The sequence below is a fragment of the Azospirillum sp. UENF 211521 genome, from assembly GCF_058780535.1.
Map to the genome: position 1 here is coordinate 2,813,788 of NZ_JBSNCF010000001.1, position 21,179 is coordinate 2,834,966.

Sequence of the window (21,179 nt, forward strand, 5' to 3'; positions counted from 1 at the left end):
ATTCATACCGGAGCATGACAACTCGTGCCTGTGCACGCTCAGGATGACGACGCCACCGCCGCCAACGACAGCGTGGCGGGCGACGACCAAGCCTGGATCGGCGGCCTGTCGCTGCGCACCGGGCTGGTGCTGCTGGTTATGGCGGCGCTTCTGCCGATGCTGGGCTTCGCCGGCTGGACGGTCTTCCGCATGGCCGAGACGCAGAGCGCGGCGATCGAGCGGTCCGGCCAGGATCTGGCGCGGACCCTGGCCGTCGCGGTGGACCGCGAACTCATGGCGATGGAGACGGCGCTCCAGGTCCTGACCACCTCCCCCCATCTGGAGCGGGGCGATCTCGCCGCCTTCCACCGGCAGGCGACCGAAGTGCTCCAGCACAAGGGCGCCCGGCGCGAGGGCGTCCACATCGTCCTGAGCAACGCCCAGGGCCAGCAGTTGATCAACACGCGCCGCCCGTTCGGCGAGCCGCTTCCCCGCGCCGCGGTGACCGGTCTGGTCCGGCGGACGGCGGACAGCGGACAGACCCAGATCTCCGAAATCTTCATGGGCTCGGTCGCCCAACGCCCCCTGGTCGCCGTCGCGCTGCCGATCACCCGGAACGGACCGTCGGAGCGTGTGCTGGCCATGAGCATCCCGACCGAGATGTTCATCGAGGTGCTGCGCCAGCAGGGGCTTCCGGACGGCTGGGTCGCCGCGCTGTGGGACCGTCAGGGCGTCGTCATCACCCGCACCGCCTCGCAGGAGACCTTCACCGGCACGCCGGTTTCCGCGGAGGTGTTCCGCCGGACCGCCTCGGCCAGTTCCGGCTCCTTCGGCATCGTGGCGCGGGATGGCACGCCGCTGTTCAACGCCTTCGCCCGGTCGGAGATGTCGGGCTGGACCGTCGCCGTCGGCGTCCCGCAGGAGCTGATCACCGAGCCCATGCGCCGCTCGGTCACGCTGGTCTTATGCGGCGGCGGCATCCTGCTGATCGTCAGTCTCGCGATGGCTCTGGTGGTCGGGCGGCGCATCGCCGATCCGGTGGCCGCGCTGGCCGGTTCCGCCCTGGCGCTGGGGCGCGACGGCCCGCACGCCGCGCTGATGATGACCGCCCCCGCGCCGATCCGCGAGGTCAACGCGGTGGCCGGCGCGCTGAACCGGGCGGCCCGCCGCCTGCGCGACAGCGAGGCCCAGCAGCGGCTGGTCATGGAGGTGGTCGGGCTGGGAGTCTGGCGCTTCGACACGCGCAGCCGCCGCTTCCACGGCTCGGACCACACCGCGGCCCTGCTGGGCGTCCCGGTGCTCGACGGGGCCTCGGTCGAATCCTGGATCCGCAACGTCGCGGCCGACCACCGCAACGCCGTCCGCGCCGCCCTCTTCCGCGACGACCCGTCGAAGGGCGAGCTGGAGGCGGAGTTCCCCGTGGGCTCGCCTGACGGACAGGTGCGTTGGCTGGCCATGCGCGGCTCCTGCCTGACCGACCCGGACGGCACCACCCGCGCCGTCGGCATCCTGGAGGACGTGACGGAGCGGCGGCGCGCCCATGAGATGCAGCTGGGCGAGCTGGTGGACCGCCACGCCTCCGACCGCCGCCTGTTCGCCGCGATCATCGAAAGCTCCACCGACCTGATCGTCGCGGTGGACCAGGAGCTTCGCTACATCCTGTTCAACGGTGCCTACCAGCGGGAGGTCGAGGCACTGTACGGCCACCGCCCGGCCATCGGCCAGCGCCTGCCCGAGATGATGGAGCATCTGCCCACCGCGCAGATCACCATGGAATCGCTGTGGAGCCGCGCGCTCGGCGGGGAGCGTTTCACCATCGTGGAGGAGCTGGGCGACCCCACGTTGCAGCGCAAGCGCTACGAGCTGGCCTTCGGCACCATCCTGGATTCCAGCGGGCGGCGCATCGGCGCCTACCACGTCGCCCGCGACGTCGAGGAGCGGGAGCGCACCGGCCAGGCCCTGCGCGAGATCGAGGAGACGCTCCACCAAGCCCGCAAGATGGAGGCCATCGGCCAGCTCACCGGCGGCATCGCCCACGACTTCAACAACCTGCTCCAGGCCATCGGGACTTCGCTCTACCTGCTGCGGGCCGCCGGGGAAAGCGGAGGGTCCACCCACCCCCAGGCCCTCGACATGGCGGAGAAGGCGGTGGAGCGCGGCGCCACCCTGACCCAGCATCTGCTGGCCTTTTCCCGCCGGCAGCGGCTGGAGCCGAAGACGGTCGACGTCGGCGCCCTGGTCACCGGCATGGGCGGGCTGCTGGAGCGCACGCTGGGCGGCACCACGCGCATCGTGACGGAGACGGACCCCAGCCTGTGGCCGGCGCGGGTCGACCCGAACCAGCTTGAAATGGCCATCCTCAACCTCGCCATCAACGCGCGGGACGCCATGACGGCGGGCGGCACCCTGACCATCCGCACCGGCAATTGCCCGGACGACATGGAGGGACGGCCGCTCGACCTCGCGGCCGGGGACTGCGTGTCCATCGCCGTCACCGACACCGGCAGCGGCATGAGCGAGGAGACGGCGGCCCGCGCCTTCGAACCCTTCTTCACGACGAAGGGCGTCGGGCACGGCACCGGCCTGGGCCTGTCGATGGTGCACGGCTTGGCCGCGCAGTCCGGCGGGACGGTGGTCCTGACGACCCGGCTGGGCACCGGAACGACGGTCACGCTCTATCTGCCGCGGGCCGACGCCGAGGAGGAGGCGGGCCACGATGCCGAACCGCCCGCCGCCGTCCAGTCCCCGCCCCGCCCCGCCACCATCCTGCTGGTGGAGGACGAGGCGCTGGTCCGCATGGCGACCGCAACGGTTCTGGAGCATGCCGGTTTCCGCATCATGGAGGCGTCCAGCGGCCCCGATGCGCTGGACGCCTTCGCCCGCGACCCGGAGGTGGACCTCGTGCTGACCGATTACGCGATGCCCGGCATGACGGGGCTGGAGCTTGTGCGGGAGTTGCGGGTCCGGCGCCCCGGCCTGCCGGTCCTGATGGTCACCGGCTATGCGGAGATCCAGCGGGCTTCGGCGCTGGACGGGCTGCCCATCCTGCAGAAGCCCTATCAGGCCGACGAGCTGGTCGCGCGCATCCGCGCCGCCCTGCCCCCGGCGCCTCCGACCTGACGGCCGCCGCCCGCCCAGACGCCCGACCGGACGCCCGATGCCGCCGCCCGCCCCGTTCCATCCGCCTTGCCCGCTCTGCGGGCGTCCGATGGTGCCCGGCCCCAGCCTGAACGAGCATCACCTGATCCCCCGCACCTACGGCGGACGGGACACCGTGACCATGCACCGCATCTGCCACGCCAAGATCCACACGGTGCTGAGCGAGGCGGAGTTGCGCGACCACTACCACACCATCGCCAGCCTGCGCGCCCACCCGGACATCGCCGCCTTTCTGCGCTGGGTGTCGCGCAAGCCGCCGGAATTCATCGACCGCCACGCCTCCGGACGCGGCCGCCGGCGGTGACGAAATCCCTCTCCCGCCTCGGGAGAGGGTGGCCCGAAGGGCCGGGTGAGGGTCGTCCAAGGATCAGAGCGCGGATTCTTGGCAGTACCCTCACCCTCCCACCGCTTCGCGGCGGGCCCCTCCCTCTCCCGGGACGGGAGAGGGGAGTCTTTACACGCGCCCGAGGTAGCGGTTGATCTCGCCGTTGCAGGACTGGCCGATGCGCTCGTACTCGGCCGGGGTGTCGATGCGGGCCTGACGCGCGTTCCGCTCGCGCCCGAACTCCTCCATCAGCTGGCGCATCGCCGCCTTGATCGGCTGCTCGATCGCCGCCATGACCTGCCGCTCGGAGCGCCCTTGGGCCGGGCCGGCGCGGCCGACCACCTCCTCCAGCCGGCGCTTCAGGACCGGCACATACTCGCGCAGAAGCTGCTCGTCCACCGTGACGTGGCGCATCTCGTGGGCCAGGACCTCGCCGTGGATGCAACTGCCCTGCGGCAGCTCGCGGGCGACATAGACGGTCCGCTCGTCATAACCGAAGGTGACGGTCAGTGTCTGCGCCGCGCCGCAGTAGCGGCCCTGCCCCAGCGACGCCGTCATGACTCCGGCCTGCCATTGCTGATTGTACTGGATGGCCGCCAACCCCAGCGTGTGGGAATTGGCGGTCCGCCCCGCGACCGGGCGCCGCCCCGGCTTCTGGGCAAGCTGCCGGATCGACTGGCTGTAGTCGGTGCGCAGCGGTGCGATCTGCAGATCAAGGACCACGCGGGCCGGCGCGAAGTCCGGACAGGCGGCGACCCCGCCTTGGGCGACCGCGGTTTGCGCGGCCGCAGGCACCGCGAAGCAAAGCCCTCCCCCACCCAGGCACAGGAGCGTCAGGAGGCCGGCGCGCAGACGCGGTCGATACAGGCGGAGGGTCATTCCGCCTATGTCGGTGCGGCCCCCGCCGAGAGCAAGGGCCGCAACGTCTCAGCGCTTGCCCGGATAGAGGTAGCGGGCCTTCAGCGTGCCTTCGATGGCGCGCAGGTCGCTCGCCACCTCGCTCTCGTCCACGTCGCCGTCGACATCCACCACGACGTAGCCCAGCTCCGGGTCGGTCTGGAGATACTGCGCGGCGATGTTCAGGTTGCGGCCCGAGAAGACCTCGTTGATCTTGCGCAGCACGCCCGGACGGTTCTCGTGGACGTGCAGGAAGCGGGTGCTGCCGGCGTGGACGACCGGCAGGCCGACCTGCGGGAAGTTCACGGCGCCCATGGTCGAACCGTTGTCCGAATACTCGATCAGCTTCTGCGACACCTCGGTGCCGATGTTGGCCTGGGCCTCCATCGTCGAGCCGCCGATGTGCGGGGTCAGGATGACGTTGTCGAGCCCGCGCAGCGCGCTCTCGAACACCTCCTTGTCGCCGCCCGGCTCCTTCGGGAACACGTCGATGGCGGCACCCAGCAGATGCTTGTCCTTCAGGGCGGCGGCCAGCGCCTCGATCACCACGACCTTGCCGCGGGCGGCGTTGATCAGGTGGGCGCCCTTCTTCATGGCGCGGATCTGCGCCTCGCCGATCATGTCGCGGGTCTGCGCGGTGTCGGGGACGTGCAGGGTTACCACATCGGACACCGCCAGCAGCTCCTCCAGCGAGTGACAGGGCTGCGCGTTGCCGAGCGCCAGCTTGTTCACGACGTCGTAGTAGCGGACCTTCATGCCCATCGATTCGGCCATGATCGACACCTGGGTGCCGATGTGGCCGTAGCCGACGATGCCCAGCGTCTTGCCGCGGATCTCGTACAAGTCCTTGGCCGACTTCATCCAGCCGCCGCCGTGCACGAGGTTCGACTTCGAGAAGATGCCGCGCATCAGCATGATGACCTCGCCGATCACCAGCTCCGCCACCGACCGGGTGTTCGAATAGGGCGCGTTGAAGACCGGGATGCCGAGTCGGCGCGCGGCCTTCAAATCGACCTGATTCGTGCCGATGCAGAAGCAGCCGACGCTGAACAGGCGGGTCGCGGCCTCAAGAACCTTGGCGGTCAGATGGGTGCGCGAGCGGATGCCCAGCATATGGACGGACCCGATGCGCTCCAGCAGCTCCGATTCGTCCAGCGCGTGCGGCAGGCGCTCCACGGTGGCGTAACCGCCATGCGCCAGCTCGTTGATGGCGTTGTCGTGAACGCCTTCGAGCAGCAGGATGTTGATCTTGTCCTTGGAGAGCGAGAGCTTCGTCACGGCCGGCATCCGTCGAAATGAATGGCCCCGCACGCGGCGGGCCGCCAATAATGCGAGCGCGCAAGGTAATGCCAAGCGCCGGCCTTGTCACGCGAGGGATGTTGCGTTGCCGCCGCCATTCCGCATGGCGGGTTGGCGCCGCACGCGGGGCGGGTGTATTCCTGGCGAAGGCAATCACTGGGCCGGCAAGAGCGAGGGAAAAACCAGGATGAGCGACATCACCATCTACCACAACCCGCGCTGCACCAAGTCGCGCCAGACGCTGGAGCTTCTGAGGTCCCGGGGCGTCGAGCCCACCGTCGTCGAGTATCTGAAGACCCCGCCCACCCCCGCCGAGCTGAAGACCATCCTGGGCAAGCTGGGCAAGGGCCCGCGCGACATTTTGCGCGCCAAGGAGGCGGCGGAGGCCGGGATCGCCAAGGATCTCGACGGCGACGCCCTGATCGACGCATTGTCCGCCAACCCCGCCGCCATCGAGCGGCCCATCGTCGTCACGGGCGACAAGGCCCGCGTGGGCCGTCCGCCGGAAAGCGTTCTGGAGATCCTGTAAGTGACCAAGCCCTCCCTGGACCTCACCCCCGCCGACGCGGCGACCGAGCTGCGCACCGTCCGCGACCTGATCCGCTACGGCGTCAGCCGCTTCACCGAGGCCGATCTGGACTACGGCCACGGCACCACCAACGCCCATGACGAGGCGGTGTTCATGGTGCTGGAAGGGCTGAGCCTGCCCATCGACCAGCTCGACCCCTATGTGGACGCCCGCCTGACCCTGGCGGAGCGCCGCAAGGTCGCCGACCTGCTGCACGCCCGCGTGGAGACGCGCAAGCCGGCCTCCTACCTGCTGAACAAGGCCTACATCCAGGGCATCCCCTTCTATGTGGACGAGCGGGTGATCGTCCCGCGCTCCTACATCGGGGAAATCCTGTTCTCCGACCTGATCGGCGGCGACGACTTCACGCTGGTGGAGGACCCGACGGAGGTGGAGCGGGTGCTCGACCTGTGCACCGGCTCCGGCTGCCTCGCCATCCTGGCCGCACAGATCTTCCCGGAGGCCCAGGTGGACGCGGTGGACCTGTCCGCCGACGCGCTGGAGGTGGCCAAGCGCAACGTCGCCGACAGCGGGTTCGAGGACCGCATCGCCCTGCACCACGGCGACCTGTTCGCGCCGCTGAAGAACCGCAAGTACGATGTCATCATCACCAACCCGCCCTATGTGGACGCCGAGGCGATGGCCAACCTGCCGCCGGAGTTCCGCCACGAGCCGCAGATGGCCCTGGCGTCGGGCGACGACGGGCTGGACATCGTGCGCCGCATCCTCAAGGAGGCGCCCAAGCACCTCACTCCGGAGGGCGGTCTGCTCTGCGAGTTCGGCACGGGCCGCGAGATCCTGGAAGCCGAGTATCCGGACCTCGATTTCTTCTGGGTGGAGACCGCGAACAGCTTCGGCGAGGTCTTCTGGCTGACCCGCGACCAGCTGAAGCCGGGCAAGTAACCGGACCGCCGATCAGGCCGGGCTCAGACCGGACGCCGGAGCAGCACGCTTCCCCCCTGGTGCGGCAACCGCTCGTGCCAGGGGATCTCGGCGCGGCCGATCTCGGCGAAGCCTTCCTTGGCGTAGAGTTGGCGGGCGTCGGCGTTGTCGGCCCAGACATGCAGGGTCACCCGGTCGAACCGGCCGCGGCGCGCCCGCTCGTAGACCCAGGCAAGGAGTTGGGAGGCGATGCCGCGGCGGCGCCATGCCGGGTCGACGGCCAGCGCCGACAGGAAATAGCTGCCCCAGTCGTGCACCCGGTTGAAGTCCTCCATGTGGGCCAGCCGGTCGACGGGCAGCCCGCTGTAATCCTGGGTCTTGATCCAGTCCACCGGGTAGGCGTGGGCGACCCCGACAATCCGCCCGGCCATCTCCGCGACGCCCGAATGGCGGTGGGAGAAGGAACCCGATGTGCCCGCCAGACCCGGCACCAGCATTTCCGCCGCCGTCTGGCCGGGCACCAGCCCGTCGAGCAGGAACTCGTAGACGCCGCCGCCGGCCATGTCGATGAGCCGCGCCAAGTCCGGCGCGTCGTCCGGCTCGGCCGGACGGATGTGGATGCCGTTGTCGTTCATGGCTTCGCGTGTCCTGTCGGATGGAATTTATTGGTTGCCGCCGCCTATGTCGCCTCTCCCTCTGGGGAGAGGGCTAGGGTGAGGGGGTTGCGCTTTTGCCGGACGTGCCGGAAACGCGCAACCCCCTCACCGGCCCTTTGGGCCACCCTCTCCCCTCTGGGGAGAGGGGTAATGAGCTTCACTCCCCGACTCCATTGACCATGGCCGCCCATCGCCCTATCCTGGTGGTCATGATGGATCGTCACCTTACCCTGGGTCTGCGAATTAGCAGCCCGGTTCTCGTGTGAGAGCCGGGGTTTTCGCGCGTCTGCAGGTCTGACCCTGCACTCATCGACTCAAGACCAAGGTAAGAGCGACCCATGTCCACCGTCACATTGTCCGCCGTCACGCTGGCGGCGCCCGCCGCCGAATCCCGTCCGACCGATCCGAACCGTCTCGTCCGCTTCGCCGTGCAGGCCGACGCCGATCCCGGCACCCTGCCCCGCGTGCTGGAGCTGTTCGCCAAGCGCGGCCTCGTTCCGCTGTCGCTGAACAGCCGCCTGCTGGGCGACGAGCTGACGGTGGAGGTCGAGATGACCGGCATGGTGGCCGCGGAGTTCGAACCATGTCGGCAACTGCCTGCGCCAGATCCCGATGGTGCTCGCGGTCGCGGTGACCGAACGGACCCTGCCGCTGGACCTGCCCGCCGCCGCCGAATGACGGCGAGGGCGGGCGTCCGGCGTCAGTCGGACGAGGGCGTCCTGGTCTTTTCAGACACCACCTCAGGCGACGAAGGCGGCGTTTCCGGGGCGGCGGCCACCGCCTCCTCCGCCGGGGCCTCCTCCGTCTCCTTCATCAGTTGGGCGGCCTGCTGCAGCTTGCGGAACTGCGCCACCGAAAAGGGCAGGCTCGCCAGATAGGCCAGCCCGAGGAAGGCCAGCGTCCACCAGGGCTGGCTGACCAGCGAGGCGGCGAGCAGCCCGACGCCGACCAGACCCGGCACCACATACTGGGTCGGCACCCGCATCCCCTTGAAGGAGAAGGTGGGCAGCGTGCTGACCATCAGCCCGCCCATCGCCAGCGTCCAGGGCACGACGACGGCCGGGTGGCCGGCGATGTCCGGCCCGGCCTCGAAGCCGATGACCATGGGAAGAACGGCCAGACCGGCGCCCGCCGGCGCGGGAACCCCGGTGAAGTAGTTGAAGGCCCAGGGCGGCAGGTCGACGTCCAGGCGCGAGTTGAAGCGGGCCAGCCGCAGCGCCGCGCAGACCGCGTAGGCCATGGCGGCGATCCAGCCCAGACTGCCGGCGCCGTTCAGCGCCCACAGATACATTAGGAAAGCGGGGGCCACGCCGAAGCTGATGACGTCGGACAGGCTGTCCAGCTCCGCGCCGAACTTGCTCTGCCCGTTCAGCAGGCGGGCGATCCGCCCGTCCAGCGCGTCGAGGATCGCGGCGATGACGATGCAGACGACCGCCTGCTCCCAGCGCTCGTGCATGGCGAAGCGGATGGCCGTCAGGCCGGAGCACAGCGCCAGCACCGTCAGCACGTTGGGCAGAAGATGGTTGATCGACAACCCCTTCAGCCGCGGATGCGGGCGGCGCGCCCGGCGCTTGCGGAACACTGCCGGCTTGAAGACCGGTCGCTTCATCGGCGGACATCCCCCTGCCGTTGCGGTTCGGTGGCGGTCAGGTCGGCCAGCACGGTCTCGCCGCCGATCGCCGTCTGCCCGACGCAGACCAGCGGGACGACGCCGTCCGGCAGATAGACGTCGGTGCGGCTGCCGAATCGGATCAGGCCGAACCGCTCGCCCGCCTTGACCTCCTGGCCGGCCTTCACCCAGTAGAGGATGCGGCGGGCGACGAGGCCGGCGATCTGCACATAGGCAATCTCACGCCCGTCGGGAAGACGGTGGCGGAAGGCGGCGCGCTCGTTCTCCTCGCTGGCCTTGTCCAGCGCGGCGTTCACGAAGGTGCCCTTGTGATACTCCGCCGCGACCACCGTGCCGTCCGCCGGCACGCGGTTGACGTGCACGTTGAAGACGTTGAGGAAGATGCTCACGCGGGTCAGCGGCGTGTCGCCCATGCCCAGTTCCGGCGGCGGAACCGCGGGAACGATCATGGTCACGCGCCCATCGGCGGGGCTGACCAGCAGGCCGGGCCGCGTCGGCGTCACGCGATCGGGATCACGGAAGAAATACACGCACCACAGGGTGAGGACGAGACCCAGCCAGCCCAGCGGTTTCGCCACGGCAAGCCCGAGAATCAGGGAGACCACGGCGAAGGCGGCGATGAACGGCCAGCCGGCGCGGTGGATCGGAACGACTACGGTGTTGAGGGCGGACATCGCCGGTTACTTCAGCCTCGGATCGTTGGAGCGGCGCATTCTAGACAGCATCCCCCGCCCTTTACAGAATTTTAGCAGGGAAGGAGCAGAGTGACGCCACCGACACCACAGGAATGAGCGAGCCCCCGTGTCCGTTCCCGCCGCCCGCCTTCAGGCCATGCCGTCGCTCGCGCAGGTCTCGCAGACCGCCCTGCCCTTCAGCCCCGACACCTTCGTGATGACTCCCGAGGGCGTGCTGGGCATCGCCCAGCCGCCGCGCCCGGCGCGGCTGCACTTCATGGCCGACGGGCTGCCCTTCAGCATCGCTGTCGGCTTCGACGGGGAAACGTCGCGGTCGCAGGTGTGGGCGGAGATCGGCCACATCCCTTACACCGCCCAGTCGCCGGAGCGGCGGCGCCAGCTCCTGGCGATCCTGCGCGGCATCCAGGACCGTCGGGGCACCCGCTTCCTCATCCAGGAAGGCCAAAAGATCCTGCTGTTCTCCGAAGCCGAGTTCGAGGGGCAGGCAACGCCGGAGGATCTCATCCACCAGACGGTGGTCGCGCTCCAGCAGGCGCGCCCCTTCCTGCGCCTGCTTGCTCCCTATCTGTAAGCCCGGATCGAAAACGCTCAGTTCGAGACCGGCAGCGCGAAGATCTGGCCGGGGTAGATCAGGTCCGGGTCGCGGATCTGGCCGCGGTTGGCCTCGTAGATCATCGTGTACTGCACGCCGCGCCCGTAGGTGGAGCGGGCGATCCGCCACAGGCTGTTGCCGGGCTGGACGACCATCGACCGGCCGTCCGGCAGGTTGGCCGGAACCTCCGACACCTGCACCGGCAGCTCGACGCGGGCGGTGACCTTGCCCGAATCGGTGACCTGATCGGCGCGCAGCGTGTAGACGCCCGGCGCCACGGCACGCTCCGGGCGCAGCCGCCATTGACCGTTCGGGTCGGTGTGGGCGCTCCCGACCAGCAGATTGTCGAGATAGAGCTGCACGGCGCTGCCCGGCTGCGCCCGGCCGCCCATGGCGACCTGCCCGGCGGCGTCGTAATCCATGCTTTCCAGAGACACGCCCCCCGGCGGCGGCGGGGCCGCCACGCCGCGGGTCGCCGGCGCGGCCGGCCCCTTGGGCGCCTGGAGGACGGTGCTGCCGCCCTGCCCGTCGCCCAGCCCGCCGCGCGGCATGGCGACGGCCAGCGGACCGGCCAGCGGACCGGTCGGCGCGTCCGAGGACGCCCCGCCGGTGGCGGGCGGCGGGTCGGGCACCACGACGACCACGACGCGCTCCGACGGGGTCGGCTCGGCGGCGGGGGTCGCCTTTTCCGACAGGCTCAGTTCGCGGGCTCCGGGAGCCAGGGGCTGGTCGGGAAGAAGGACCCATTCGCCGCGCGCGTCGGCGTTGACGGAGCCCAGCGAGCGCTCCCCGTCATGGACGGTCACCGACGAGCCCGGCGTGGCGCGCCCGGCCATCACGGTGGCCCCATCCGGGGCGACGCGCACGATGTCGAAGCGCGGACCGGCGGGGTCCTCCGCGGCTTTCGCCGGGGCGGGCGCGCTGGCCGGCGGCTTGGCCGGGGTCACGCTGCCCAGCGCGACGGTTGTTCCGGACCCGGCCGTTCCGGCGCGGGTGCCCGGCGCGGACGCCGGATCGAAGGCCAGATACGCGACAACGGCGGCCGCGGCGACCGTCGCCGCACCGCCGAACAGGAGAGCTTGCTTCACCGGAGCACCGCCGCATCATTGCCGGCGGACACGCCGGCTTGCGACAGGATAGCAGATTGCGGCGGCGGAACTGAACACCGCCGATGGAGCAGACGCATAGCCGCATCGGGACCGGCCCACCGCCTTCGCGCCGCCGGGCGGCACGGTCCCACCGCCCGCGTCCGCGGGCTCACTTGTCCAGCTTGGCGACCGTCTCGGAATGGCGGCCGGAGGACAGGTCGCCCGAGGACAGTTCGGCCGCGGAGACGCTGGTCTCCGTGGCGCGAGCCGCCGTGGCGCCGCCAGCGTTCGCCTTGCCCCCACCGGTCAGAAAGCCGATCCCGCCGCCGAAGCCCCCGCCAAAGCCGAGGAACAGGAACGTGGCCACCGAAATGGCGGCCAGGGCATTGACGACGCGCGAATCCATAATATTCCCTCCCGATGGGCTGAAGTCCGATGTCCGGGTAGACGCCGCCCCGGCTTTGCTATTCCCTTGCTTTAGGTGACCCCGCCGGGCGCGCCGGAACAGTCACCGGAACGTGTACCCATTCGGCGAGAAAGGGTGAGCGATGAAAGCCCCGAATTCCGTCTGCGTCTATTGCGGCTCATCCAGCCGCGTCGCCGCTGTCCACAAGGAGGCCGCCCATATGTTGGGCGACGGACTCGCCCGGCGGGGCATCCAGCTCATCTACGGCGGCGGGCGCGTCGGGCTTATGGGAATCGCCGCCGACGCGGCGCTGGCCGCCGGAGGGCAGGTCATCGGCATCATACCGGAGCACATCCAGTCCGCCGAGATCGAGCACACCGGCCTGACCGAACTGCACGTCGTCGACAGCATGCACACCCGCAAGCGGATGATGGTGGACCGCGCCGACGCCTTCGTGGTGCTGCCGGGCGGTCTGGGCACGCTCGACGAGGCGTTCGAGATTCTGACCTGGAAGCAGCTGGGTCTGCATGACAAGCCGGTGGTGATCGCCGATGTGGACGGCTACTGGCGCCCCTTGCTCGGCCTGATCGACCATACGGTGGCGCAGGGTTTCACCCAGCCGGCGCACCGCGCGCTGTACACCGTCGTCGATGACGTGGACGACGTGTTTTCCGCGCTGGCCTATGAACCGGAGCCCGCGCTGAAGATTCCCACACAAAAGCTCTGAAAAGACCAAGTGGTAGGACCAGATCGCGCAAATCGCGCCGTTTTCAGCGCGATATCGTCTGTTTTGGTGCCCCGCGGTCCTTTCTTTCGGCGGTGCCCCGGTGCTATATAACCGCCATCCGTTTCCGTCCGGGGAACCGGGGCCCGTCTTCGGATGGAGGTCCCGGCCCGTGCCCTCGCACAGCGCGCCCGGCGTCCAAGCATAAGACAACCCCTACCCGTTCGGGGAGAACTCGCACCCATGACGAAGATCAAGGTAGCCAATCCGGTCGTCGAACTCGACGGCGACGAGATGACGCGCATCATCTGGCAGTTCATCAAGGACAAGCTGATCCTGCCGTACCTCGACATCGACCTGAAATACTACGATCTCAGCGTCGAGAACCGCGACAAGACGGACGACCGGGTGACGGTCGAATCGGCCAACGCGATCAAGCAGTACGGCGTCGGCGTCAAGTGCGCGACCATCACCCCGGACGAGGCGCGGGTGACGGAGTTCAATCTCAAGAAGATGTGGAAGTCGCCGAACGGCACGATCCGCAACATCCTGGGCGGCACCGTCTTCCGCGAGCCGATCGTCTGCTCCAACGTTCCGCGCTACGTTCCGGGCTGGACCAAGCCGATCATCATCGGTCGCCACGCCTTCGGCGACCAGTACAAGGCCACCGACTTCGTCGTCCCCGGCAAGGGCAAGCTGAGCATCCGGTGGGTGCCGGAAGGCGGCGGCGAGCCGATCGAGCACGAGGTGTACGACTTCCCCGCCTCCGGCGTCGCCATGGGCATGTACAACCTGGACGAGTCGATCGAGGGCTTCGCCCACTCCAGCTTCATGTACGGCCTGGAGCGCGGCTACCCGGTCTACCTGTCGACCAAGAACACGATCCTCAAGGCCTATGACGGGCGCTTCAAGGACATCTTCCAGAAGGTGTTCGACGAGCATTACGCCGCCCAGTTCAAGGCCAAGGGCCTGGTCTACGAACACCGCCTGATCGACGACATGGTCGCTTCGGCCCTGAAGTGGGAAGGCGGCTTCGTGTGGGCCTGCAAGAACTACGACGGCGACGTGCAGTCGGACATCGTGGCGCAGGGCTTCGGCTCGCTGGGCCTGATGACCTCGGTGCTGATCACGCCGGACGGCAAGACCGTCGAGGCGGAGGCCGCCCACGGCACGGTGACCCGCCACTACCGCGAGCACCAGAAGGGCAAGGAGACCTCCACCAACCCGATCGCCTCGATCTACGCCTGGACGCAGGGCCTCGCCTACCGCGGCAAGTTCGACAACACGCCGGACGTGGTGAAGTTCGCCGAGACGCTGGAGCGCGTCTGCGTCGAGACCGTCGAGTTCGGGCTTCATGACCAAGGACCTCGCGATCCTCATCGGTCCGGATCAGCCCTGGCTGACCACCAAGCAGTTCCTCGACAAGCTGGACGAGAACCTGCAGAAGAAGATGGCCGCCTCGGCGTAACGCGCATTCCGCGTCAGGTGCGACGACGCGTCCCGGTCAAACGGGACGCCGGGTCGAGGTAAGGTTGTGGCGGGGAGTTTCGGCTCCCCGCTTTTTTCTTGCCCGCGCGGCACGATGCCGGCGCGGACCTGACGAACCGGAATTCGAGACTTTCCCATGGCCAAGGACATCTTCCGCATCGCCGTGATCGGCGCCGGCGAAACCGGAACGCCGCTGCTGACGCGGCTTCTGGACGCTCCCTTCGTCGAGATTCTCGGCGTCGCCGACCTCGACGCCGAGGCGCCCGGCATGCGGCTCGCCCGCGACCGCGGCGTCGCCACCACGACCGATTTCATGGACCTCGCCCGGCTCGGCGCGGCGGTGGACGTACTGATCGACGTGACCGGCGTTCCGGCGGTGCGCGAGGCGCTGCGCCAGCACATGCAGGACAGCGGCAACACCCACACGCTGATCGTGCACGAGATGGTGGTGCAGCTCATGCTGTCGCTGCTGAGCGGCCGCCTCGTGCAGTTGAAGCACGAGGTCGAGGAGTACTGACTCCCGCCCGTGTTCTGCGCCCCCCTTTCCGGTGAGCCGCCGCGCCACCACATCCACGCGGCAACCATGGAACAGGGATTTGGAACAGGATATGGACACGAAGGACCCGGCTCGGGCGTCCGCGCTGCTCAAACGGCTGCACGGGCGCATGACCGGCGACAAGCCATCGCTGGGCGAGGTGCTGGGCCATCTCGGCGATCGTGCGCCGGGCTTCCTGCTGCTGGCGCTGGCGATCCCCGCCGTGGTTCCAACGCCGGGGCTGCCGGCGGGACTGATTTTCGGCACGGTGCTGGCGCTGGTGGCGGTACAGATGATCGTCGGCCGCGACCGGCTGGAGGTGCCGGGCTGGCTTGGTCGCCGCCGCGTCGCGCGCGGCACGCTTGAAAAGATCGTGGAGAAGGGAACGCCGCTGATCGAGCGGTTGGAGGCCCGGCTGCGCACGCGCTGGCCATCGCTGACCCATCAGGGGGTGCAGCGTCCCTTGGGCCTCTTCGTGCTGGTGATGGGAATTCTGATCGCCCTGCCCATCCCGTTCGGCAACACCCTGCCCGGTCTGGCGGTGCTGGTGATCGCGCTGGGGCTGATTGTGAAGGACGGTCTGGCGGTCGCCGCCGGTCTCGGTCTGGGCGTGGCCGCGGCAGGCGTGTCGGCAATGCTGATCGCCGGAAGCTGGTGGGCGATCACTTCGGCGCCGATCTGACCGGCGCTCCTCTTGCGGCTGCCGATCCGGTCACCGTGTCGGGCGGGCGCCCGCGTGAAGAGCGCCCGAAATCCGGAAATCCGACGGAGGGATCCGGCGGAGAAATCCGACAGAGTCTAAGCGGCGCCGACGGTGCGGTCGCCGGTGTTGCGGTCCTCGTCGCGCTTCTTGCCGGAGGACGCCGGCTGGTAGGCCACCGCCGCGTGCTCGGCGCAGTACGGCAGTCCGGGCAGCGAGGGCTTGCCGCAGAAATGGAAGTCCTGGTGCTTCGGATCGCCGACCGGCCATTTGCACATGCGCTCGGTCAAGGCGAGGATCGTCGCCCCGCGGGTCGGCTTCTTCTTGATCGGCGACGGGCGTCCCGACAAGCCGAGGCGGTGCGCCTTCCCGATCACCGCGTTGCGGGTGATGTCGCCCAGGATGTCCGCGATTTCACTCGCGCTCAGCCCCTGGGCCCAGAGGTCCTTAAGCTGCTGAACCCGTTCGTCCGTCCAACTCATCCCCTGTCTCCCGTGGTCCGGTAACCGGTGACTTGGTTAACCACTATACCTTCCGACCAGACGGCCGTTTTCCATAAGGCGCAATATTTTGTGCCCAACGCCGGCCAAGCTACCAGATGGCCGGATAGAGGGATAGGGGGCTTGAGCAACATTCCTGTGCATAAGTCTGTGGGTGTTATGAGTTCAACGCGCCGTACACCTCCTCGGCTATGGCCGAAAGGGTCACTCGGTCGAGGTCGCCCGTTACCGCCCACGCCAAACCGTTGTCCCGCCAGTAGAAAGCCTGAACGCTGCCGTCCTGGGCAAAACGGAAGGACGTGTCCGGCGCGCCGGAGGCCGGACGGATGTACAGGGTGATGCGGCGACCGGCCGCATCCTGGTACATGAGTTGGGCCGCCGGCCCCCGCGCGTCGGAGAGCAGCCGCCCACCCACCAGATCATAGCCCTTCGCGGCCAGCCGCGGCGCCTGCAGGGGCTTGCCCAGGCGCTTGGACAGCCAGCCCACGAGATGCGCCTCCTGGTCGGCGCCGACCTCCACGGGGTGGCGGACCTCCACCGCGAAGACCCGATGCGCCGCCACCGCGTCGGCGACGAAGGCCGCGCCACTGCCGCCCGTCCCGCCCGACCAGCCGCGCAGCCACCAGCCCCCCGCCCCGCCGGCCACGAAGACCAGCAGCACCGCCGCGGCGGCCAGCGCCGGAAGCCAGCGCCGTGGGCGCACCGCCGGCCGGCCGGCCGTACGGGCGTAGGGCGGCACCAGGGCCGCCGGCAAGGGACGGTCGACCAGCGGGCCGAAGGTGTCCTGAAGCATCGCCCGCTGGGCGCGGTAGCGCTCGAAGCGGCGGGCCAGATCGGGGTTGCCGGCCAGATGGCGCTCGACCTCGCTGCGCCGGTCCTCCGGCAGTTCGCCGTCCATCCAGGCGTGCAGGTCGGCCTCGGTCACCGGGGCGTCCGGTTCGGTGTCCATCACTTGATCCTCCTCACCGCCTGCTCCGTCCCGCCGTCCAGCAGGACGCGCAGCTTTTCCCGGGCGCGGGCCAGCCGCGACATGACGGTTCCCACCGGAACCCCCAGCACCTCCGCCGCCTCGCGGTAGGACAGCCCCTCCAGCCCGGTCAGCAGCAGCACGGCCCGGTGCTCCTCCGACAGCTGGTTGAAGGCGCGCACGAAATCCCGCACCTCCGCCCGGTCGGCGGGGGCGGCGCTGAGCGCCAGATCGTTGGCGAGATCCTCCACCGGCACCTCCGGCCCGCGGCGGCGGCGCCAGCGCAGACCGGAGACGTGCAGGTTGTGCAGGATCGACAGCAGCCAGCCGCCAAGCCGGGTGACGTCCCGCAGCGTGTGCCGGTTGGCCAGCGCCTTCTCGATGCAGTCCTGCACAAGGTCGTCGGCGTCGGACAGGTTGCCGGCCAGTGCTGCGGCGTAGCGGCGCAGCCGCGGCACCTGCGCGGCGATGGCCCGCTCGTCCACCGGACCATTGGCCGAAGGGCCATTGGCCGGCGGGCCGCCCGCTGGAGGAGGGTCGGGAGGCGGCTTTGGCAAAGGCATGCGGCGGCGCTCCCCTTGGAAGGATGTCCTGCCCGTCTGGACGCCCGGCGGCGGCGGATTATTCCACCGCTTCGCGCGTCACGTGGCCGAGAAGCCGGACTTGCCGTCGAAGTTGCACAGGTTCTCGGTCTGGGTGAAGTCCAGCCCGGCGCGGGCGAGGCCCGACAGCAGCTCGACGATGTCGGCATGGCCGACCGCCACGCCCTCCGGCGCCAGGAAGCGGCAACGCCAATGGTCGGTGCAGAAGACGCCGATGTTGCCCTCCGGCCAGACCTTCTGCGAGCGGTTGGAGATGCTGGACAGGCGCAGCGCCGGGGTGGCCACCGGCAGGACCAGCCCGGCCAGCTCGTCCGGGTTGCCGCCCGGCCAGTGCAGGAACACGTCCACCCCGACCAGCTCCTTCACCGCCTTGCGGCGCGGCGACAGCCGCACCCCGGACTCATAGGCGGGCCGCGCGGTGACGGCGTAGCCGACGGTGGGCAGGGTCACCGGCATCTGGCCCAGCCGCTCCACCACCGCGTTCGTGAAGGCGTGGGTGCCGACGCGCTGGCGGCTGACCCCGCGGTTGAAGATGTCCACGGTGTGGACGCCATCCTCGATGGTCTTGAGCCAGGCGTTGTGGATGCGCGCCGCCACGTCGCCCTGCCCGATGTGGACCAGCATCATCACCGCGGCCATCAGCAGGCCCGACGGGTTGGCGATCCCCTGCCCCGCGATCATCGGCGCCGAGCCGTGGATCGCCTCGAACATGGCGCAGGCGTCGCCGATGTTGGCGGACCCGGCCAGCCCGACCGAGCCGGTGATCTGGGCGGCGATGTCCGACACGATGTCGCCGTACAGGTTCAGCGTCACGATCACATCGAAGCGCTCCGGCTGGTCGGCCAGACGGGCGGCGCCGATGTCGACGATCAGGTGGTCGGCCTTGATCTCCGGATATTCGGCGGCGATCTCGTTGAAGATCTTCAGGAACAGCCCGTCCGTCATCTTCATGACGTTGTCCTTGACGAAGGCCGTCACCTTGCGCCGATGGTTGGCGCGGGCGTAGTCGAAGGCGTAGCGCACGATGCGCTCAGACCCCGGCCGGGAGATCAGCTTGACCGACTGGATCACATCGTCGGTCTGGCGGTGCTCGATCCCGGCGTAGAGGTCCTCCTCGTTCTCGCGGATGATCACCACGTCCATGCGCGGGTGCCGCGTCCGGACATAGGGATGGTGCGACACGCAGGGCCGCACGTTGGCGAACAACCCCAGCGTGGTCCGCGCGGTGACGTTCAGCGACTTGTTGCCGTAGCCCTGGGGTGTGGTGATCGGCCCCTTCAGGAAGACGCGGGTGCGGCGGATCGACCCCCAGCCGGCGGCGTCCAGCCCGCCCAGATGGCCGCGGCGGTAGACCTGCTCGCCCGCCGGCACCTCCTCCACCTTCAGGCGGGCGCCGGCGGCCTCCATCACGTGAAGCACCGCGTCGGTGATCTCCGGACCGATGCCGTCGCCGCGGGCGACCGTGATGGGGGTGGTTTCGCGCATCCATTCACTCCTGGGGGAGCCCTCGAAGGAACGACGCCGGAGGGACCGCGGCGACCCTAGACGAAATCAGGCCCGGAGTTCAATGGGCGGTGATTTTCTCCACCTGCAAAGCCGGGACCATTGATGCGGCGACTTGACGCTGATCTGCAATGCTTGCGTTTTCCCCATGGCGGCAATGGCAAAACGGCGGGGGCGTCCGCCGGGTTGGGCTTCTATCTTCCCGCACCCTTCGACCTTGCGACACGCCACGATGCTGCAATCGCTTCCCCGCACCGCGCCCAACTCCCTTCTCGAACAGGGCCTGATCCGCGCCCTGAAGTCCTTCAACGGGCTGCTGCACGTCGTCCTGGCCATCGCCCTGGTCGCGGCGAGCGCCATGGTGGTCTGGGAATTCTTCATCGAAGCCTGGGCGGCCTTCCAGAAGGACCAGCTCGCGCACGGCTTCCTGCACGCGCTCGGCGTGCTGTTCATCGTCTGGACGCTGTCCGCGCTGATCTCCGCGGAGGTCGACTATGTGCGGACCAACCGCTTCCACCTGCGGGTCTTCCTGGAGGTGGCGATGATCACGCTGCTGCGGCAATTGATCGTGCGCCCGGTCCAGGCGGTGGCGGGCGACGTGCAGACGGGCGACTGGTCCAGCCTATGGCAGTACGGCCTTCTGCTCGCCGGCCTCATCACCGTCGCCATCGCCCACCGCCTGATCGGCGACGAGGACGCGCTGAAGCGCTGACCGCGCGCGCGGCGGTGCCGCTTCAGCCCTCGCGCCCCACGGTCTGGATCACCTCGAAGCCTTCGAACTGCGGCGGGCCGAGATAGAGCGGCTTGCGGTCGCCCGCCCCGCGATGGGCGGCGCGGAACTCCTCCGAGCGGGTCCAGGCCTGGAAATCCGCCTCCGACTCCCAAACGGTGTGGGATGAGTAGAGGCGATGGTCCTCGTAACGAGGGCCGCGCAGCATGTGGAACTCCACGAAGCCCGGAACCGTGTTCAGATGGACCTCGCGGTTCAGCCAGACCTCCTCGAAGTCCTGTTCCGCGTCCGGACGCACGCGGAAACGGTTCATGGCGATGTACATGGCGGAGCCTCCCGATGCCGTCCCTGAAAGCGGACCCTTCGACCCGAGCCTTCAAGGTGACGACGGAGGCCCGCCCCGTCAACCGCCCGCCGGCCGTCAGACCTCGCCCTTGGCGAGATCGCTGTGCAGCCGCCCGATGGTGTCGGCCAGATTGATGCCCAGATCGAACAAGACGTCATCCCACGGGATGGCCTTCCACTTGCCCTGATCGGCGGCCTGCTTGCACGCTTTGCGAGTTGCCGACTTGATGTTCACTTCCTTGGGCGCCTTGCTGTCGACGTATTCCTTATAGGCCTTTTCCGACGCGTCCTCCTTCGAAAGCTTGCGCTTCAGGATCAAGTCGTACAGCTCGATGTTCTCCATCGAGAATTCCTTCTTGGCCTGCTTCTGCAGCAGCTTGAACCAGTAAGGCGACTTGAAGTACCCGTCGATGTCCTTGGGCAGATCGTCGAACCGCTCCAGATCCGTCACGACGTTGGCGGCGATCTTGCTCAGCGACGCCACCATGGCGGCGCAGGCCTCGGCGTAGACCGTGTCGCCGTCCTGCTTGGCGGCCTTGCCGGCCGCATCGAGCGTCGGGATGTAGTTGCCCGCCGCGCTCTGGAAGGCGCGGGCGTGCTTCTGCGCGTCCTTGATCGTCGTGGCGGCGTCGTAGCTCTTCAGCGCGCTCTCCAAGCCGGTCGAGCTGATCTTGCTGAACAGCTTGCCGAAGCGGCTCTTGGGGTCGGGCTTCTTCTTGCCCGTTGCCTTTTCGAAGCGGTCCTTCGCCTTTTTCCACGACTCCAGATAGGATTTCGCCACGGCCTTCTCCCTTCGAACGCTGGTTGGCCGTGACGATAGAAACGGGAATTCGGTCCGGCAAACGCCGTTCGGTCCGTTCAGGAGGAAATGGGCGGGAGGCGACCGGCGCCCTCCGCCCGCTCCCCCCT

The 21,179-nt window shown here is 68.9% G+C and carries 22 protein-coding genes and 2 pseudogenes; 11 read left to right on the plus strand and 13 right to left on the minus strand.

Going from position 1 to position 21,179, the window contains the following annotated elements:
* The first annotated feature begins 24 nt into the window (after positions 1-24).
* Both ACWPN5_RS13180 and ACWPN5_RS13185 read left to right on the plus strand, forming a co-directional pair.
* Complete coding sequence (locus ACWPN5_RS13180) at positions 25-3,099, plus strand: response regulator (RefSeq protein WP_492295765.1); 3,075 nt, start codon at positions 25-27, stop codon at positions 3,097-3,099.
* A 37-nt stretch (positions 3,100-3,136) separates the two neighbouring features.
* Complete coding sequence (locus ACWPN5_RS13185; RefSeq protein WP_186466160.1) at positions 3,137-3,442, plus strand: HNH endonuclease; 306 nt, start codon at positions 3,137-3,139, stop codon at positions 3,440-3,442.
* A 150-nt stretch (positions 3,443-3,592) separates the two neighbouring features.
* Here ACWPN5_RS13185 and ACWPN5_RS13190 read toward each other — a convergent pair whose 3' ends face one another.
* Entirely contained in the window at positions 3,593-4,258 is a 666-nt protein-coding gene (locus ACWPN5_RS13190; RefSeq protein ID WP_145688739.1) for a hypothetical protein, read from the minus strand.
* A 132-nt stretch (positions 4,259-4,390) separates the two neighbouring features.
* Positions 4,391-5,638: a phosphoglycerate dehydrogenase gene (gene serA, locus ACWPN5_RS13195; RefSeq protein WP_492295768.1), complete on the minus strand. Its 1,248-nt coding sequence runs from the start codon at positions 5,636-5,638 to the stop codon at positions 4,391-4,393.
* 208 nt (positions 5,639-5,846) lie between these two features.
* Here serA and arsC point away from each other — a divergent pair, with 208 nt between their 5' ends.
* Entirely contained in the window at positions 5,847-6,188 is a 342-nt protein-coding gene (gene arsC / locus ACWPN5_RS13200; RefSeq protein WP_492295770.1) for an arsenate reductase (glutaredoxin), read from the plus strand.
* Positions 6,189-7,130 carry a 50S ribosomal protein L3 N(5)-glutamine methyltransferase gene (prmB, locus tag ACWPN5_RS13205; RefSeq protein ID WP_145688733.1) on the plus strand — a complete coding sequence of 314 codons (942 nt, stop codon included), beginning with the start codon at positions 6,189-6,191 and terminating at the stop codon, positions 7,128-7,130.
* A gap of 23 nt (positions 7,131-7,153) precedes the next feature.
* Here prmB and ACWPN5_RS13210 read toward each other — a convergent pair whose 3' ends face one another.
* Positions 7,154-7,744 (minus strand): GNAT family N-acetyltransferase, encoded by a 591-nt coding sequence (locus ACWPN5_RS13210; protein WP_492295772.1) that lies wholly within the window; start codon positions 7,742-7,744, stop codon positions 7,154-7,156.
* A 359-nt stretch (positions 7,745-8,103) separates the two neighbouring features.
* Between ACWPN5_RS13210 and ACWPN5_RS13215 the strand changes: the two are divergent.
* Positions 8,104-8,271, plus strand: a pseudogene (locus tag ACWPN5_RS13215) (hypothetical protein); the annotation flags it as partial.
* Between the two features lie 194 nt (positions 8,272-8,465).
* Here the strand turns inward: ACWPN5_RS13215 and pssA are convergent.
* Together pssA and ACWPN5_RS13225 are read right to left on the minus strand one after the other, a co-directional pair.
* Positions 8,466-9,374 carry a CDP-diacylglycerol--serine O-phosphatidyltransferase gene (pssA, locus tag ACWPN5_RS13220; protein ID WP_145688725.1) on the minus strand — a complete coding sequence of 303 codons (909 nt, stop codon included), beginning with the start codon at positions 9,372-9,374 and terminating at the stop codon, positions 8,466-8,468.
* Entirely contained in the window at positions 9,371-10,069 is a 699-nt protein-coding gene (locus tag ACWPN5_RS13225; protein WP_114857496.1) for a phosphatidylserine decarboxylase, read from the minus strand. Before ACWPN5_RS13225 ends, pssA begins: the two co-directional genes overlap by 4 nt.
* Positions 10,070-10,196: 127 nt before the next feature.
* Between ACWPN5_RS13225 and ACWPN5_RS13230 the strand changes: the two genes are divergently transcribed.
* The gene (locus tag ACWPN5_RS13230; protein WP_145688717.1) at positions 10,197-10,661 is read left to right on the plus strand and encodes a hypothetical protein; all 465 of its coding nucleotides are present in this window, start codon (positions 10,197-10,199) and stop codon (positions 10,659-10,661) included.
* Positions 10,662-10,678: 17 nt separating this feature from the next.
* Here ACWPN5_RS13230 and ACWPN5_RS13235 read toward each other — a convergent pair whose 3' ends face one another.
* Both ACWPN5_RS13235 and ACWPN5_RS13240 read right to left on the minus strand, forming a co-directional pair.
* Positions 10,679-11,770: a LysM peptidoglycan-binding domain-containing protein gene (locus ACWPN5_RS13235; protein WP_200479007.1), complete on the minus strand. Its 1,092-nt coding sequence runs from the start codon at positions 11,768-11,770 to the stop codon at positions 10,679-10,681.
* 169 nt (positions 11,771-11,939) lie between these two features.
* The gene (locus ACWPN5_RS13240; protein WP_200479006.1) at positions 11,940-12,176 is read right to left on the minus strand and encodes a hypothetical protein; all 237 of its coding nucleotides are present in this window, start codon (positions 12,174-12,176) and stop codon (positions 11,940-11,942) included.
* Between the two features lie 142 nt (positions 12,177-12,318).
* On the opposite strand from ACWPN5_RS13240, the gene ACWPN5_RS13245 reads away from it, so the two are divergent.
* From ACWPN5_RS13245 to ACWPN5_RS13260, 4 genes and pseudogenes are all read left to right on the plus strand, one after another.
* Positions 12,319-12,903: an LOG family protein gene (locus ACWPN5_RS13245; RefSeq protein WP_145688707.1), complete on the plus strand. Its 585-nt coding sequence runs from the start codon at positions 12,319-12,321 to the stop codon at positions 12,901-12,903.
* Between the two features lie 240 nt (positions 12,904-13,143).
* Positions 13,144-14,368, plus strand: a pseudogene (locus ACWPN5_RS13250) (NADP-dependent isocitrate dehydrogenase).
* A gap of 156 nt (positions 14,369-14,524) precedes the next feature.
* On the plus strand, positions 14,525-14,905 hold the full coding sequence (locus tag ACWPN5_RS13255; RefSeq protein ID WP_145688694.1) for an oxidoreductase: 381 nt from the start codon (positions 14,525-14,527) through the stop codon (positions 14,903-14,905).
* Positions 14,906-14,996: 91 nt separating this feature from the next.
* On the plus strand, positions 14,997-15,605 hold the full coding sequence (locus ACWPN5_RS13260) for an exopolysaccharide biosynthesis protein (RefSeq protein WP_200479005.1): 609 nt from the start codon (positions 14,997-14,999) through the stop codon (positions 15,603-15,605).
* A 116-nt stretch (positions 15,606-15,721) separates the two neighbouring features.
* Here the strand turns inward: ACWPN5_RS13260 and ACWPN5_RS13265 are convergent, their stop codons facing one another.
* The 4 genes from ACWPN5_RS13265 to ACWPN5_RS13280 form a co-directional block, all read right to left on the minus strand.
* On the minus strand, positions 15,722-16,105 hold the full coding sequence (locus ACWPN5_RS13265; RefSeq protein WP_114857504.1) for a GcrA family cell cycle regulator: 384 nt from the start codon (positions 16,103-16,105) through the stop codon (positions 15,722-15,724).
* 175 nt (positions 16,106-16,280) lie between these two features.
* Positions 16,281-17,072: an anti-sigma factor family protein gene (locus ACWPN5_RS13270; RefSeq protein WP_492295777.1), complete on the minus strand. Its 792-nt coding sequence runs from the start codon at positions 17,070-17,072 to the stop codon at positions 16,281-16,283.
* Positions 17,072-17,653, minus strand: coding sequence for a sigma-70 family RNA polymerase sigma factor (locus tag ACWPN5_RS13275; RefSeq protein ID WP_247888938.1), 582 nt, complete (start codon positions 17,651-17,653; stop codon positions 17,072-17,074). The genes ACWPN5_RS13270 and ACWPN5_RS13275 overlap by 1 nt, the downstream gene beginning before the upstream one ends.
* A 78-nt stretch (positions 17,654-17,731) precedes the next feature.
* Positions 17,732-19,177, minus strand: a complete 1,446-nt coding sequence (locus tag ACWPN5_RS13280; RefSeq protein WP_145688688.1) for an NADP-dependent isocitrate dehydrogenase — start codon at positions 19,175-19,177, stop codon at positions 17,732-17,734.
* 250 nt (positions 19,178-19,427) lie between these two features.
* Between ACWPN5_RS13280 and ACWPN5_RS13285 the strand changes: the two genes are divergently transcribed.
* Positions 19,428-19,907: a phosphate-starvation-inducible PsiE family protein gene (locus ACWPN5_RS13285; protein WP_145688686.1), complete on the plus strand. Its 480-nt coding sequence runs from the start codon at positions 19,428-19,430 to the stop codon at positions 19,905-19,907.
* A gap of 22 nt (positions 19,908-19,929) precedes the next feature.
* Here the strand turns inward: ACWPN5_RS13285 and hmuQ are convergent, their stop codons facing one another.
* Together hmuQ and ACWPN5_RS13295 are read right to left on the minus strand one after the other, a co-directional pair.
* The gene (gene hmuQ, locus ACWPN5_RS13290) at positions 19,930-20,250 is read right to left on the minus strand and encodes a heme-degrading protein HmuQ (RefSeq protein WP_492295779.1); all 321 of its coding nucleotides are present in this window, start codon (positions 20,248-20,250) and stop codon (positions 19,930-19,932) included.
* Between the two features lie 96 nt (positions 20,251-20,346).
* Positions 20,347-21,051: a regulator of G-protein signaling domain-containing protein gene (locus tag ACWPN5_RS13295; RefSeq protein WP_137114815.1), complete on the minus strand. Its 705-nt coding sequence runs from the start codon at positions 21,049-21,051 to the stop codon at positions 20,347-20,349.
* Positions 21,052-21,179: the final 128 nt, after the last annotated feature.

Coding starts and splice junctions, on each gene's coding strand:
- ACWPN5_RS13185 (WP_186466160.1), top strand. CDS start 3,137: ATGCCGCCGCCCGCCCCGTTCCATCCGCCTTGCCCGCTCTGCGGGCGT.
- arsC (WP_492295770.1), top strand. CDS start 5,847: ATGAGCGACATCACCATCTACCACAACCCGCGCTGCACCAAGTCGCGC.
- ACWPN5_RS13210 (WP_492295772.1), bottom strand. CDS start 7,744: ATGAACGACAACGGCATCCACATCCGTCCGGCCGAGCCGGACGACGCG.
- pssA (WP_145688725.1), bottom strand. CDS start 9,374: ATGAAGCGACCGGTCTTCAAGCCGGCAGTGTTCCGCAAGCGCCGGGCG.
- ACWPN5_RS13225 (WP_114857496.1), bottom strand. CDS start 10,069: ATGTCCGCCCTCAACACCGTAGTCGTTCCGATCCACCGCGCCGGCTGG.
- ACWPN5_RS13240 (WP_200479006.1), bottom strand. CDS start 12,176: ATGGATTCGCGCGTCGTCAATGCCCTGGCCGCCATTTCGGTGGCCACG.
- ACWPN5_RS13245 (WP_145688707.1), top strand. CDS start 12,319: ATGAAAGCCCCGAATTCCGTCTGCGTCTATTGCGGCTCATCCAGCCGC.
- ACWPN5_RS13255 (WP_145688694.1), top strand. CDS start 14,525: ATGGCCAAGGACATCTTCCGCATCGCCGTGATCGGCGCCGGCGAAACC.
- ACWPN5_RS13260 (WP_200479005.1), top strand. CDS start 14,997: ATGGACACGAAGGACCCGGCTCGGGCGTCCGCGCTGCTCAAACGGCTG.
- ACWPN5_RS13265 (WP_114857504.1), bottom strand. CDS start 16,105: ATGAGTTGGACGGACGAACGGGTTCAGCAGCTTAAGGACCTCTGGGCC.
- ACWPN5_RS13270 (WP_492295777.1), bottom strand. CDS start 17,072: ATGGACACCGAACCGGACGCCCCGGTGACCGAGGCCGACCTGCACGCC.
- ACWPN5_RS13275 (WP_247888938.1), bottom strand. CDS start 17,653: ATGCCTTTGCCAAAGCCGCCTCCCGACCCTCCTCCAGCGGGCGGCCCG.
- ACWPN5_RS13280 (WP_145688688.1), bottom strand. CDS start 19,177: ATGCGCGAAACCACCCCCATCACGGTCGCCCGCGGCGACGGCATCGGT.
- ACWPN5_RS13285 (WP_145688686.1), top strand. CDS start 19,428: ATGCTGCAATCGCTTCCCCGCACCGCGCCCAACTCCCTTCTCGAACAG.
- hmuQ (WP_492295779.1), bottom strand. CDS start 20,250: ATGTACATCGCCATGAACCGTTTCCGCGTGCGTCCGGACGCGGAACAG.